The organism is Dokdonia sp. Asnod2-E02 (assembly GCF_045063915.1).
Classification (GTDB): domain Bacteria; phylum Bacteroidota; class Bacteroidia; order Flavobacteriales; family Flavobacteriaceae; genus Dokdonia.
The window spans coordinates 948962-962596 of sequence record NZ_JBEFNX010000005.1 but is presented as its reverse complement, the minus strand read 5'-3'; the positions used below and the strand labels follow the sequence as shown (position 1 = coordinate 962596).

Here is a 13635-nt window from a genome sequence, read left to right as displayed (position 1 = left end):
AAGTCAACACTAAACCTGCCAAAGTTAGGGGGTATAAAATAATGAAGAAACGATTAGTCATATTAGGAGCTGGAGAGTCTGGCGTAGGCACTGCTATTTTAGGCAAGGCCAAAGGCTATGACGTGTTCTTATCTGATTTTGGAAAGATAAAGAATCACTACAAAGAGATACTCATTGCTGAGGATTTTGCTTGGGAAGAAGAAGGGCATACAGAAGCACTTATTCTCAATGCAGATGTAGTGATGAAGAGTCCTGGAATACCAGATAAAGCACCTATTGTGCAAAAGCTAATAGAAAAAGGAGTCTCTGTAATATCCGAGATAGAATTTGCTTCTCAATATACAGATGCCACAATTGTGGGGATTACCGGAAGTAATGGGAAAACCACAACCACGATGCTTGCTGGGTTTATTCTAGAACAAGCAGGTATTAATCTAGGTGTTGCAGGAAACATAGGAGACAGCTATGCAAAGATGGTGGCACAAAAGGAGATTGATACCTATGTGCTTGAAATAAGCAGTTTCCAGTTAGACGGAATCGCAGATTTTGCACCTCATATCGCGGTGGTGCTCAATGTGACACCAGATCACTTAGATAGATACGATTATAAGTTTGAAAATTACATCGCATCAAAGTTTAGAATAGCGATGAACCAAAAAGAAACAGATTATCTCATCTATGATGCAGATGATCCCGTGAGTGTAGACTGGCTTAATAAACACCCAGTGCGCTCAAAACTATTGCCTTTTTCACTTACACAAGAATTTGAAAATGGCGCTTTTATAAAAGACAATAACCTAGTAGTACAAATAGATAATAACACCTTTACAATGACCACAAACAATCTCGCTCTTAAAGGGCAACACAACAAGAAAAACGCAATGGCTGCCTCTACGGTAGCAAATTTATTAAACATCCGTAAGGCAACGATACGTGAGAGTTTAGAAGGTTTTCAAGGGGTAGAGCATAGGTTAGAGCAGGTGCTTAAGATTAACAATGTGCAGTACATAAATGACAGTAAGGCGACTAATGTAAACGCTACATTTTATGCGCTAGATAGTATGAACGACCCTACGGTATGGATAGTAGGTGGAGTAGATAAGGGTAATGATTATCGTGACTTATATCCTCTTATTAATGAGAAGGTAAAAGCAATTATCTGTCTAGGTGTAGATAATCAAAAGCTTATGAGTCATTTTGAAAATATGGTGGATATTATTGTGGAAACACCATCTATGACAGAGGCTGTAAAGATTGCTTACAAGGTCGCAGAGCGTGGTGATAATGTATTGCTTTCTCCAGCGTGCGCAAGCTTTGATTTATTTGAAAACTATGAGGATAGAGGTCGCCAGTTTAAGGCTGCCGTACGTAACCTTTAATTCTGATTATACAACCGGTTGCAAGCTGCAATCCCCCGTGAGTAGCCGGTGTATCAGAGTTTAAAAAAAAAAGGAAAATTACGCTTTCGCGAAAGCGCAACAAAAACAATTAATAGTAAGTGAGTACTAGTTTTAAAGACATATTTGCAGGTTTACAAGGCGACAAAGCTATATGGGCAATTGTTGCTCTACTGGCATTGTTTTCATTTTTGCCAGTATATAGTGCTGCGAGTAACCTTGCTTATATAAAGGGTGACGGTAATACGGTGCGTTTTTTAATTAAGCACGGGATGCATTTAGTACTCGGTTTTGCGATGCTATATGGCGTGCATAAAATACCACATCATTATTTTAAAGGACTCTCATTTATAGCATTGCCCTTTGTGATTATACTACTTATAGTAACGCTAGCCCAAGGTACCACGATGGGAGGTGCAAATGCAAGTAGATGGATTAAGATACCTATACTGGGTGTTGGTTTTCAGACATCAACCTTTGCAGGAGTTGTGCTTATGGTATATGTAGCGCGTTATCTAGCAAAAATTAAGGATAAAGCAGTGACTTTTAAAGAAACGCTTGTTCCTCTATGGTTGCCTGTGGCGGTAGTGCTGGGACTCATATTGCCAGCCAATTTTTCGACCACGGCAATCATTGCCGCTATGGTGGTGGCATTAGTGTTTTTAGGTGGGTACCCGCTTAAGTATTTGGGTATTGTAATAGCAACAGGTATTGTGGCGCTGTTATTTTTTGTGCTTATGGCAAAAGCTTTTCCGGGGATGTTCCCAAACAGGGTAGACACCTGGATAAGTCGTGTAGAAAACTTTGCAAATGATGAGGTAGATGCAGATGCAGATTACCAAATTGAAAAAGCAAAAATCGCAATTGCCTCAGGTGGTTTATTGGGTCAAGGTCCTGGTAAAAGTGTTCAAAAAAACTTCTTGCCACAGTCATCTTCAGATTTTATATACGCCATCATTGTAGAAGAGTTTGGTCTTGCTGGAGCAGGTTTTCTATTGTTTTTATATATGTTATTGCTATTTAGAATAACAGTGATAGCCCATAAAGCCGAAACTATTTTTGCAAAGCTGGTGGTAGTGGGGGTAGGATTACCTATAGTTTTTCAGGCGCTTATTAATATGGCAGTTGCTGTAGAGTTGTTTCCTGTAACTGGGCAAACATTACCACTAGTGAGTAGTGGAGGTACATCTATATGGATGACCTGTCTCGCTGTAGGAATTGTGTTAAGTGTAAGTGCAAAGCGTAAACCTACACCGGTAAAAGAAGAGAGTGAGTTAAACCCATTAGATGTTTTAAGTGAAGCCTTATAAAGTCATAGTATCTGGAGGAGGAACAGGTGGTCACATCTATCCTGCTATAGCCATCGCAAACGAGATAAAGCGCCGTAATCCTGACGCACAATTTCTCTTTGTAGGTGCGAGCGACCGTATGGAGATGGATAAGGTACCACAAGCAGGTTTTGATATAGAGGGATTATGGATAGCAGGTATACAGCGAAAGCTCACAGTAGATAATCTTATGTTTCCATTTAAGCTCATAAGTAGTTTGTGGAAATCTCGTAAGATCATAAAAAAGTTTCAGCCAGACGTGGTAATAGGTACGGGTGGTTTTGCTAGTGGCCCTTTGCTTAAAATGGCAACTGTAGCTGGCATACCAGCGTTAATACAAGAGCAAAACAGCTATGCGGGCATCACAAATAAACTATTAGGAAAACACGTAAGTAAAGTATGTGTAGCATATGATGAGATGCATCGATTTTTTCCTAAAGAAAAAATTGTAAAAACAGGTAATCCAGTGCGCTCAGATTTACTTGATATATCAGGTAAAAGCGAGCAAGCAATGGCAAAATATGAGCTAGATGCGAGTAAAAAAGTGGTGCTTGTGATAGGAGGGAGTCTTGGTGCAAAAGCTGTTAATGAGCTTATGTATGAGAAGTTACCTTTCCTTAAAGAACAAGGGGCACAGGTTTTATGGCAAACAGGTAAATTATATTATGACACCTATAAGCATCTAGATAGTGAAGATGTTAAAGTGATGGCATACATAGAACAGATGGATATGGCTTATGCTGCTGCAGATATTATTGTATCACGCGCTGGAGCAAGCTCTGTATCTGAGTTATGTATCGTGGGGAAGGCAACCATTTTTATACCGTCGCCTAATGTAGCAGAAGATCACCAAACCAAAAATGCAAAAGCCATAGAGAAAGAAGGTGGTGCTATACTCATTGCTCAAAAAGACCTTGACAAGAAGTTTGAACTTATGTTTAAGGCATTAATAGATGATGAGCCATCTAGGCTTGCTCTGGGTAATAAAATTAATGCACTCGCTTTACCTAATGCGACTAGTGATATAGTAGATGAGGTAGAAAAATTATTAAAAGATAAAAAGTAGAAACTTTACAGCATATTGTGAAGAGTAATATATGAAAGCACTTAAGGACATACAGAACTTTTACTTTATCGGCATAGGCGGTATAGGGATGAGTGCGCTTGCTTTTTATTTTCAAAGTGAAGGTAAAAACGTAGCAGGTTATGATAAGACGCCTTCAGATGTAACCACAAAGTTGCAAGAGGCCGGCGTTGCTGTTCATTTTCAAGATAAGGGAGATGCGATAGATGAGACCTTTGCAGATAAGGAAAACACGCTCGTTATATATACACCTGCAGTGCCAAATACAATGGGAGAGTTAGTACGCTTTCGCGAAAGCGGGCATATCCTCAAAAAACGCGCAGAAGTGTTAGGGCTTATTGCAAACCAGTCGTTCTCGCTTGCCGTTGCTGGCACCCACGGAAAAACAACTACCTCCAGTATATTAGGTCACTTACTCGCTGCTACGGGAGCACCAGTAACGGCTTTTGTAGGAGGAATAACAAATAACTACAACGGTAACCTTATTCAGAACGGAAGTGATATTACTGTTGTAGAAGCAGATGAGTTTGATAGGTCATTCTTACAGCTCACTCCAGATATATTGTGCATCACCTCTATGGATGCAGATCATCTCGATATTTATGAAGACGAGGCAGATCTTGTGGCGACTTTTCAAGAGTTTGGATCTCTTGTAGCTCCAGAAAAGAGATTTGTAAAAAATGGTTTGCCACTTGCGGGTAATACCGTGGGTATAGAAGATGATGCAACATACTCGGCACAAAATGTGCGCATTGTGGATGGTGCTTATCATTTTGATTTTAAGTATCCAGAAGGTGTGCTTAAAGATTTGAAATTTACATTACCAGGGAGGCACAATCTATTTAATGCTACCACGGCACTTAGTATGGCGGTGGCTTATGGTACTCCAGTAGCAAAGTTGCCAGAAGCGTTAGCTAGTTATGCGGGTGTAAATCGCAGGTTTACCTATCGCTACCAGTCTCAGGAGAAGGTGCTCATAGATGATTATGCACATCACCCTACAGAGATTGCGGCGGTGTATCAAAGTATAAAAGAGATGTATCCGGGCGAGGAAGTGCTGGCTATTTTTCAGCCACATTTGTTTAGTAGAACAAAGGATTTTATGGCAGATTTTGCTACAGAGTTATCTCGTTTTGATGAGGTGGCACTGCTAGATATTTATCCAGCTAGAGAGTTGCCCATAGATGGTGTTACAAGTCAAGCATTGCTAGATAAAATGACGCTTTCAAATAAAGAAATTCTCACAAAAAATCGCTTGCCTGAGATTGTGACAGCTTCAAATAAGAAAATTATAGTAATGATGGGCGCCGGAGATATAGGTGTAGAAATATTAAAAGTTACAAAAATATTGCAGAGTGAAGGTTAATTGGTTTTACATAAAGATGCTGGTTTTACTGGGGTTCACAGTGTTCCTGTTTGGGTTTTCTGTGCAGAGAAACGATGCTCGTCTTGTAGAAGAAATTGCTATTTCTTTTGATGATGAGAGCGCTCCTTTTGTCACTCGTGAAGCCGTTAATAAATTGTTGATAGTAAGTGGAAAAAAGGTGACGGAAACGTCTAAAGAAAATTTAGCTTTGAGTATAATGGAAAAGCGTGTCAAGGCGCATCCAATTATCAAGAACGCAGATGTTTATGTATCGATGAGTGGTGAGATAGGTGTTGCAATAGAGCAACGGAAGCCTATTGCACGACTTAACGGTGCTACGTCTTTTTATATAGACCAGAGTGGTGAGGTAATGCCACTCTCAGAAAATCACGCTGCACACGTCCCTCTCGTAACTGGAGCGACAGATAAGAATATAGACGAAGTATTTGAACTGGTAGATTTTATCAATAAAGATACATTTCTCTCAAAGCACATCATAGGTATATCACGCACCCGCAGTGGTGAGTATATACTCAAAGCAAGAAAACTAGCGTACACAATCTCGCTAGGTAAAGTAGAACAGCTTAATAAACGTTTCAGCAATTATAAAGCGTTTTATCAAAAGGCACAAAAAGATAAAAGCTTAGGCAATTATAAAACGATAGTGCTTAAGTATGACGGGCAAGTAGTTTGTGAGAAAAAGTAATAGAAGGTAAGATGAGTACGCTTTCGCGAAAGCGTAAACATAAACTTTCAAAATTAGAAGTATGGAAAATCAAAATATCGCAGTAGGACTGGACATAGGGACCACGAAGATCGTGGCAATGATAGGGCGGTACAATGAGTACAACAAGGTAGAGATTCTTGGTATAGGGAAGTCTAAAAGTCTTGGTGTGCATCGTGGTGTAGTTAATAATATTACCCAGACCATACAGTCTGTACAACAAGCAGTACAAGAGGCCGAAGATGTCTCAGGGATTAAAATAAAAGATGTTGTAGTAGGGATAGCTGGACAGCACATACGCTCATTACAACACAGCGATTACATCACTAGAAATAACTCTGAAGAGGTTATAGACGCGCAAGATATAGAAGCGTTATGTGATCAAGTACATAAACTAGTAATGCTACCTGGTGAGGAGATTATACACGTCTTGCCACAAGAGTATAAGGTAGATGGGCAGAGTGAGATAAAAGAACCTATAGGGATGTATGGTGGTCGCGTTGAAGCAAATTTTCACGTGGTTGTAGGTCAAGTAGCATCTATAAGAAACATAGGTCGTTGTGTAAAAAGTGCTGGTCTTAAACTAGATCGCATCACACTAGAGCCACTAGCCTCTGCAAATGCAGTGCTAAGTCAAGAAGAAAAAGAAGCGGGTGTCGCTCTTATTGATATAGGTGGCGGTACAACAGATCTTGCCATTTTTAAAGATGGGATAATTAGGCATACGGCTGTAATACCCTTTGGCGGTAACATCATCACAGATGATATTAAAGAAGGTTGCTCAATTATTGAGAAACAAGCAGAGCTGCTTAAAATAAAATTTGGATCTGCGTGGCCAGGTGAAAATAAAGATAATGAGATTGTTTCCATTCCTGGATTGCGTGGTCGTGAGCCTAAGGAGATAACATTAAAAAACTTATCAAAAATCATTCACGCAAGAGTAGTCGAGATTGTAGAACAAGTGTATCTAGAAATTAAGAATTACGGACACGAGGAGCAGAAGAAAAAACTTATAGCAGGTATAGTGCTCACAGGTGGTGGTAGCCAACTTAAACACTTAAAACAGCTAGTAGAATATATCACTGGTATGGATACTCGTATAGGATATCCTAATGAGCATCTTGCCGGAGATAGCGATGCAGAGACCACAAGCCCGCTTTATGCAACGGCAGTGGGACTTGTGATGAACAGTCTTGAGCACGGGCTATACAACTCTCATCTAGAGGCAGAAGAAGAGGTGATTGCAAAGGAAGAAGAGGTGTTTACAGATACCATAAATGAAGTACAAGAAACAGACATAGAAGCTAGGCAAACTAAGCCTCAAGCGCCTAAGCGCAGCATCTTTGATAGATGGGCAGATAAGTTTAAAGACTTTCTTGATAATGCAGAGTAGTGCAATAGCATTGCAGTAATTAAAGAATTAGAATAAGAATCAAATCGGCGTATGGGCGTCGATCTAGTAGAATACAACGGGGCAAAAAAATAAATCATATGAGTACGACACAATTTAATAACATCACATTTGATCTACCTAAAAACCAAAGCAATGTCATAAAAGTGATAGGTGTAGGTGGAGGAGGTAGCAATGCTATTAACCATATGTTCCAGCAGGGCATAAAAGGTGTAGATTTTGTAATCTGTAATACAGATGCACAGGCACTTGAGAATAGTACAGTGCCTATTAAGATACAACTAGGTGTAGGTCTTACAGAAGGTCTTGGTGCAGGAGCAAATCCAGAAGTGGGTGAGCAAGCTGCCATAGAGAGTGAGATGGATATTAAACAAATGTTAGGTACTAACACAAAGATGATCTTTATTACTGCCGGGATGGGTGGTGGTACAGGTACTGGTGCCGCTCCTGTAATTGCAAAGATGGCTCGTGAGCTTGATATCCTAGTCGTAGGGATTGTCACGATTCCTTTCCAGTTTGAAGGAAAAATGCGTAACGAACAAGCCCAAAAAGGAGTAGATAGACTACGTGCTCAGGTAGACTCACTCATTGTAATAAATAATAATAAGCTACGTGAGGTTTATGGAAACTTAGGCTTCAAAGCTGGTTTTAGTAAAGCAGATGAGGTTCTTGCCACAGCCTCAAGAGGTATAGCAGAGGTAATAACACACCACTACACACAAAACATTGACTTGCGTGATGCAAAGACAGTGTTGAGTAAATCTGGTACAGCTATAATGGGTAGCGCTACTGCTAGTGGTACAAGTCGTGCAAACGAGGCAATATCAAAAGCGCTAGACTCGCCATTACTTAATGATAACAAGATTACAGGTGCAAAGAATGTGCTACTCCTTATTGTTTCTGGTGGTGATGAGATTACTATAGATGAGATAGGTGAGATAAATGATCACATACAAGCAGAGGCTGGTCACAGTGCAAACATCATTATGGGTGTAGGTGAAGATGACTCTCTAGGAGATGCGATTTCTGTGACAATAATAGCAACAGGTTTTAATGCAGAGCAGCAAAACGATATTGTAAACGTTGAGACAAAAAAAATCATACACACGCTAGAGGAGGAGCAAAAAGCACAACAAGACCTTATGCCAGAGGCTACAGTAGAGATACCACCTGCAGCACTGGTTGAGCCTCAAAAACCAGTAGCACCTACTAAGATTGTACACACTTTAGACCTAGATGAACTAGAAGATACTACAAACGCTTTCGCGAAAGCGCCTGTAAAAGAAGTTCCACAAGAAAAAGCTCCAGAAGCACCAAAGGCTCAGGCAAGCCCAGAAGCTCCAGCAAGCCAGCAATATAAAATGGACATTGTGCCTACAACAGATATTATAAAAAACATCAATGTAGTGTATGATGAAATTCTAGCCGAAAATGATGCAGACTTTGAAATCATAGACACAACTGTACGTCAAGAAAGTCCAGTAGTCGAAAATAAAGAGCCGGAAGGAAATGGAATGCTCTTTTTTGATATGCCGCTCAATGCAGAAACTGCAGTAGAAGAAGAGAAAGAATCTCCAGTACTTTTTGATCTAGATGAAAGCACAGCATCAATAGAAGTAAACGAGCCTATAGAAATTATTCCTGTAACAGAGCATACTAATGAGGGAGAGACTCGCTATAGCCTTGAAGACTATATGGAACTTGAAGAAACACTCTCAAGTGCATCTATAGTAAAGGAAGAAGCAGATCAGGAAGAGGAAGAAACTATAGTTTTTGAAACAAAAACTGTAGTTCCAGAAGAAAAGGAAGAAGAAGTTCCAGAGGCAGAAGTAGACCCTATGAATAGCCCTATTTCAAAATTACTTATAGATAGAGCATCAGAGCGTAAACGTAAGATGAAGGAGTTTAACTATAAGTTTAGAAATAACCAGTCACGCATAGAGGAGATAGAAAAGCAGCCTGCTTACAAGCGTATGGGAATAGATCTAGAAGAGACTCCTAAAAAAGATGGTAATCTATCTAGAACATCACTCTCTACAGATGATAATGACGAAGTACAACTACGTAAGAACAACTCATTTCTACACGATAATGTAGATTAGAACAATTATTATTAGTGCTTTGTAGCCCAATAATCTTACCCAAGATTGTTGGGCTACTTTTTTATGCAGTGTTATCTATAAGAAACGTTCATACGGCTCAAACTCCGTATCTTTGATACTCTAAAATTATAAAACTATGAGTTTATCTAAAGATGTGATGACGGCTATGAAAGAGGCAATGAAGGCCAAAGATCAAAATGCCCTTACATCACTACGAGCTATAAAATCTGCTATATTACTTGCACAAACAGAGAGTGGTGCAAAAGAAGAAATAACAGAAGAGCAAGAGCTAAAATTACTCCAGAAGCTAGTAAAACAACGTAAAGACAGCGCTGCTATTTTTAATGAGCAAGGTCGTGCAGATCTAGCAGATCCAGAGATTGCTCAAGCAGAGGTGATTGCTCAGTTTTTACCAGAACAACTAGGAAAAGATGATATAGCAAAGGTTGTAGATGAGGTTATCGCTGCAACAGGTGCTCAAGGAATGAAAGATATGGGTAAAGTTATGGGGCAGGTAAATGGTAAGCTAGCTGGTAAAGCAGATGGTAAGACTATAAGTACGATCGTAAAATCAAGACTGAGCTAGTATATATTCATATATAGTACAACTATGAGAGACACAGTAATGTGTCTCTTTTTTTATGAATAAAAGAAAGCAATAGCCGTAAAGTTATTTTTCTGCATATAATTAACTTAAAATGGCTTTCATTTCTTAATGATTAATAGTGGCGGTTAATTGGTTTTGCTATTTAAGAGCCTAGTTTTCAGTAGTTAGAGTTAGTGTCTTTCATAATTTTTAGTATGTTTGCGCTCTCCCCTTTTTTGTAGTAAAATTCTATCCTCAACTTATCTTTTTTTTGAATTAGATAATACAATACTTAATAGTAAAAGTTAAATGAAGAAGTTTTTACGTGTTATCACGTTATCAGTATGTGTCTTATGTTATGTCACGGGAGCGGCTCAAGATGCAAAACTTGCCAGGGCAAATAAAAAATTTAATCAACTTGCATATATAGATGCAATAGAAATCTACAAAGACCTCGTAGCAGAGGGTTTTAAGTCTTATGATGTTTTCAAAAAAATAGCAGAAGCTTATTACTATAACGGTAAGTACTCACAAGCTCAAGAATGGTATAAAAAGATTACAGAAAATTATGCAGACTCGGTAAGTGCAGAGCATTATTTTAGGTATGCACAAACTTTACGTGCAACAAAGGAGTATGACGAGTCTGATGATATGATGCAGATTTTCACCTCCTTGAGCGGTAATGATTTTAGAGCAAGGCTATTTAAAGAAAATCCAGATTATGTAGCTGTAGAGGGCTATAAGGAAAGTCTTTATGAAATCAATATGCTACGCACGCTTAACTCTAGGTACTCAGATTTTGGACCAGCATACTATAATGGTCAACTAGTTTTTGCTTCGGCGAGAGATACAGGTATTGTAAGCAGGCGTATACATAAATGGACTAATCAACCTTTTTTAGATTTGTATAAATCTACAATTAAAGAAGGTGGTACAATGTCACCACCTTCACGATTTAGTAATAAACTCAATACAAAATACCACGAGAGCTCTCCTACATTTTCCAAGGATGGTAAAACGATTTATTTTACCCGTAACAATTATACCAAAGACAAGTATAAAGCCTCAAAAGATGGGATTAATAAGCTAAAGATTTATAAATCTACTTATATCCCTTCTTCAAAAAACTGGACCATTGCAGAAGAAGTTCCCTTTAATAGTGATGATTTTTCAAATGCGCATCCGGCATTAAGTAGTGATGGTAAGTATCTCTACTTCTCTTCAGATAGGCCTGGAGGCGTGGGACGTTCAGACATCTGGAGGGTCGCTATAAATGAAGATGGAACGTATGGAGAACCGGAGAATATGGGGCAACCTATAAATACCGAAGGTAGAGAGGCGTTTCCTTTTATGAGTGATACAGGTAATTTATATTATGCTTCAGACGGTTACCCAGGCCTAGGTGGTCTAGATATTTATGTTACAAACCCCTCTTCAGAAGAGATTGCTGTTGTGGGTGTGGGGGCGCCTATTAATAGCTCTAGCGATGATTTTGGTTTTATAGTTAATGACGGTGAAAAGACAGGATTTTTCTCATCTAGCCGTAAACGAGGTATGGGTAGTGATGACATATATCGTTTTAAACAGACCGAAAAACCACCTCGCAAATGTGATATTCCTATAAGTGGTTATGTAACAGATAAAAACACAAAAACACCTATTACAGATGCAAAGGTGCAACTTCTAGATCCAGATAATAAGGTTTTACAAGAAGTACAAGTCTCGCCTAAGGGTAAGTATACATTTGATCTTGTTTGCTCTCAGAATTATATCATACGCGCTTCCTCAAAAACGTATTACTCAAACGAAGTTTTTGTGATGACACCAGCAACAGAGCAAAGCTTAGAAAGAGATATAGAGTTAGAACTTAGACTTACAGAAGTAGGCGTAGGAGACGATCTTGCAAAGCTTCTCAATTTGAACCCTATATATTTTGACTACAACAAGTCAGATATAAGACCAGATGCAGCCCTTGAACTTACTAAAGTCATCTCTGCTATGAAGCAAGTGCCCGAGATGGTAATTAACGTGCGCTCACATACAGATAGTAGAGGTAAAGATTCTTATAACTTGTCATTATCAGATAGACGAGCAAAGTCTACAGTGGCATATATCATTTCAAGAGGTATAAATGCAGAGCGTATAAGTGGTAATGGTTATGGAGAGACACAACTTGTAAATGGCTGTGGTAATAATAGTGATTGTACCGAGGAGCAGCACCAGTTAAACAGACGCTCAGAGTTTATTGTTGTTAATCAGTAATGGAGTAAATTTGCGCTTTCGCGAAAGCGTAAAAAGGCTGCGTAGTTCAACTGGATAGAATATCAGATTTCGGCTCTGAGGGTTGGAGGTTCGAATCCTCTCGCGGTCACGAATAAATAGAAAAGGAGGAAATAATTTGAGCTTGCTCAGAAATTATTTTTCTCCTTTTCTATTTTCAAAGCGGAGCTTTGTGGAATCACCGAAGCGCAGCGGAGGTAATCCTCTCGCGGTCACAGATAAATTTAAAAATCCCCCATTAAGGTATAAACTTACTGGGGGATTTTAATTATAAGCTCTTTGTCTTTCAATTAATGAGGCAACTTATCTTTAAGTATACCATATAAAAAAGTACCTAGTATTGCCGCAGCAATAACTACTAGTATAGGTACAAAACCTGCTCCTATAAGAGTAAACATAGGTCCCGGACACGCACCTGCAAGCGCCCACCCTAAGCCAAAAATAATACCACCTATAAGGTAGCGGCTTACACTCCTAGTTTTTGGATAAAAGTGTATGGTCTCCCCATAAAAAGATTTTATATTAAATTTCTTAATGAGCTGTATAGTGATAACACCTATCATTAGTGCAGAGCCTATAATCCCATACATATGAAATGCGTCAAATTTGAACATCTCATAAATACGAAACCAAGAGGCAGCCTCACTCTTAAACATTGTAATCCCAAAGAGGATTCCTATAAATAAATAAACTATTGTTCTCATTAGGCAAAAATTAAGGGGTATAATAAATGTATCATCACAAGACCTCCTATAAAGAACCCTACTACGGCTATGAGTGATGGGAGTTGTAAATTACTAAGACCAGAGATTGCGTGGCCAGATGTACAACCACCAGCATAACGGGCCCCAAAGCCCACGAGGAGCCCACCTATAATGAGTATAGCTAAGGTTTTAAAATCTAACAGCGCCGAGGTTTCAAAAAGCTCTGTGGGAAGGTATGCTTGACCAGCACTATTAAAGCCTAGATCTTGTAAATCACTTATAGTTTCTGGTGTGATGGCAACGGCGGCATCTGGAGTCAAAAAATTTGTAGCTATAAAGCCACCTATAATGGCACCTATAACCACGGTGAGATTCCATTTTTGTGCACGCCAGTCTAGTTTAAAAAAGTCTGCTTTTGTACCTGCTCCACAAATGGTGCACATCGTTCTAAGGTTAGAAGACATACCAAAGTTTTTACCCACCATAAGTAGTAAAAACATCACAAAAGCAATCATTGGGCCCGATACATACCAAGGCCAGGGGGAATATATCCAATTCATTACTTGATTTTTGACAAAGAAAGCGCAAAAGTAACCCCTCTTCAGTAACATTTGTTACCTAGGAGGGGTCTTTATTAATCAAGTGTTTTAATG

General features: G+C 39.1%; 11 protein-coding genes and 1 tRNA gene. 10 read left to right on the top strand and 2 right to left on the bottom strand.

All coding sequences use genetic code 11. From position 1 onward, the window contains the following. Positions 1–41: 41 nt before the first annotated feature. From murD to ACJJVM_RS04235, 10 genes are all read left to right on the top strand, one after another. Positions 42–1379, top strand: a complete 1338-nt coding sequence (murD, locus tag ACJJVM_RS04280; RefSeq protein ID WP_405210915.1) for a UDP-N-acetylmuramoyl-L-alanine--D-glutamate ligase — start codon at positions 42–44, stop codon at positions 1377–1379. 119 nt (positions 1380–1498) lie between these two features. Beyond that, positions 1499–2707: an FtsW/RodA/SpoVE family cell cycle protein gene (locus ACJJVM_RS04275; RefSeq protein ID WP_035327639.1), complete on the top strand. Its 1209-nt coding sequence runs from the start codon at positions 1499–1501 to the stop codon at positions 2705–2707. Next, positions 2694–3791: an undecaprenyldiphospho-muramoylpentapeptide beta-N-acetylglucosaminyltransferase gene (gene murG / locus ACJJVM_RS04270; protein WP_405210914.1), complete on the top strand. Its 1098-nt coding sequence runs from the start codon at positions 2694–2696 to the stop codon at positions 3789–3791. The genes ACJJVM_RS04275 and murG overlap by 14 nt, the downstream gene beginning before the upstream one ends. Before the next feature lie 31 nt (positions 3792–3822). Next, the gene (gene murC, locus ACJJVM_RS04265; RefSeq protein ID WP_405210913.1) at positions 3823–5175 is read left to right on the top strand and encodes a UDP-N-acetylmuramate--L-alanine ligase; all 1353 of its coding nucleotides are present in this window, start codon (positions 3823–3825) and stop codon (positions 5173–5175) included. Between the two features lie 61 nt (positions 5176–5236). After that, the gene (locus tag ACJJVM_RS04260; RefSeq protein ID WP_405210912.1) at positions 5237–5881 is read left to right on the top strand and encodes a cell division protein FtsQ/DivIB; all 645 of its coding nucleotides are present in this window, start codon (positions 5237–5239) and stop codon (positions 5879–5881) included. A 61-nt stretch (positions 5882–5942) separates the two neighbouring features. Next, positions 5943–7292, top strand: a complete 1350-nt coding sequence (ftsA, locus tag ACJJVM_RS04255) for a cell division protein FtsA (RefSeq protein ID WP_298351919.1) — start codon at positions 5943–5945, stop codon at positions 7290–7292. A 98-nt stretch (positions 7293–7390) separates the two neighbouring features. Beyond that, a complete protein-coding gene (gene ftsZ / locus ACJJVM_RS04250) occupies positions 7391–9412 on the top strand; it encodes a cell division protein FtsZ (RefSeq protein ID WP_405210911.1) in 2022 nt (673 codons plus the stop codon). A 136-nt stretch (positions 9413–9548) separates the two neighbouring features. Then, positions 9549–9998: a GatB/YqeY domain-containing protein gene (locus ACJJVM_RS04245; RefSeq protein WP_405210910.1), complete on the top strand. Its 450-nt coding sequence runs from the start codon at positions 9549–9551 to the stop codon at positions 9996–9998. Between the two features lie 309 nt (positions 9999–10307). After that, complete coding sequence (locus tag ACJJVM_RS04240) at positions 10308–12260, top strand: OmpA family protein (protein ID WP_405210909.1); 1953 nt, start codon at positions 10308–10310, stop codon at positions 12258–12260. Between the two features lie 35 nt (positions 12261–12295). After that, positions 12296–12369: transfer RNA gene (locus ACJJVM_RS04235), tRNA-Arg, on the top strand. A gap of 199 nt (positions 12370–12568) precedes the next feature. Here ACJJVM_RS04235 and ACJJVM_RS04230 read toward each other — a convergent pair. Both ACJJVM_RS04230 and ACJJVM_RS04225 read right to left on the bottom strand, forming a co-directional pair. Then, the gene (locus ACJJVM_RS04230) at positions 12569–12982 is read right to left on the bottom strand and encodes a DUF6691 family protein (protein WP_405210908.1); all 414 of its coding nucleotides are present in this window, start codon (positions 12980–12982) and stop codon (positions 12569–12571) included. Next, positions 12982–13542 (bottom strand): YeeE/YedE family protein, encoded by a 561-nt coding sequence (locus ACJJVM_RS04225; protein WP_405210907.1) that lies wholly within the window; start codon positions 13540–13542, stop codon positions 12982–12984. The genes ACJJVM_RS04230 and ACJJVM_RS04225 overlap by 1 nt, the downstream gene beginning before the upstream one ends. Between the last annotated feature and the right edge of the window lie 93 nt (positions 13543–13635).

Bases quoted from the DNA above. Each gene is read 5' to 3' on its own strand.
- murD (WP_405210915.1), top strand. From the start codon at position 42: ATGAAGAAACGATTAGTCATATTAGGAGCTGGAGAGTCTGGCGTAGGC.
- murC (WP_405210913.1), top strand. From the start codon at position 3,823: ATGAAAGCACTTAAGGACATACAGAACTTTTACTTTATCGGCATAGGC.
- ftsA (WP_298351919.1), top strand. From the start codon at position 5,943: ATGGAAAATCAAAATATCGCAGTAGGACTGGACATAGGGACCACGAAG.
- ftsZ (WP_405210911.1), top strand. From the start codon at position 7,391: ATGAGTACGACACAATTTAATAACATCACATTTGATCTACCTAAAAAC.
- ACJJVM_RS04245 (WP_405210910.1), top strand. From the start codon at position 9,549: ATGAGTTTATCTAAAGATGTGATGACGGCTATGAAAGAGGCAATGAAG.
- ACJJVM_RS04240 (WP_405210909.1), top strand. From the start codon at position 10,308: ATGAAGAAGTTTTTACGTGTTATCACGTTATCAGTATGTGTCTTATGT.
- ACJJVM_RS04230 (WP_405210908.1), bottom strand. From the start codon at position 12,982: ATGAGAACAATAGTTTATTTATTTATAGGAATCCTCTTTGGGATTACA.
- ACJJVM_RS04225 (WP_405210907.1), bottom strand. From the start codon at position 13,542: ATGAATTGGATATATTCCCCCTGGCCTTGGTATGTATCGGGCCCAATG.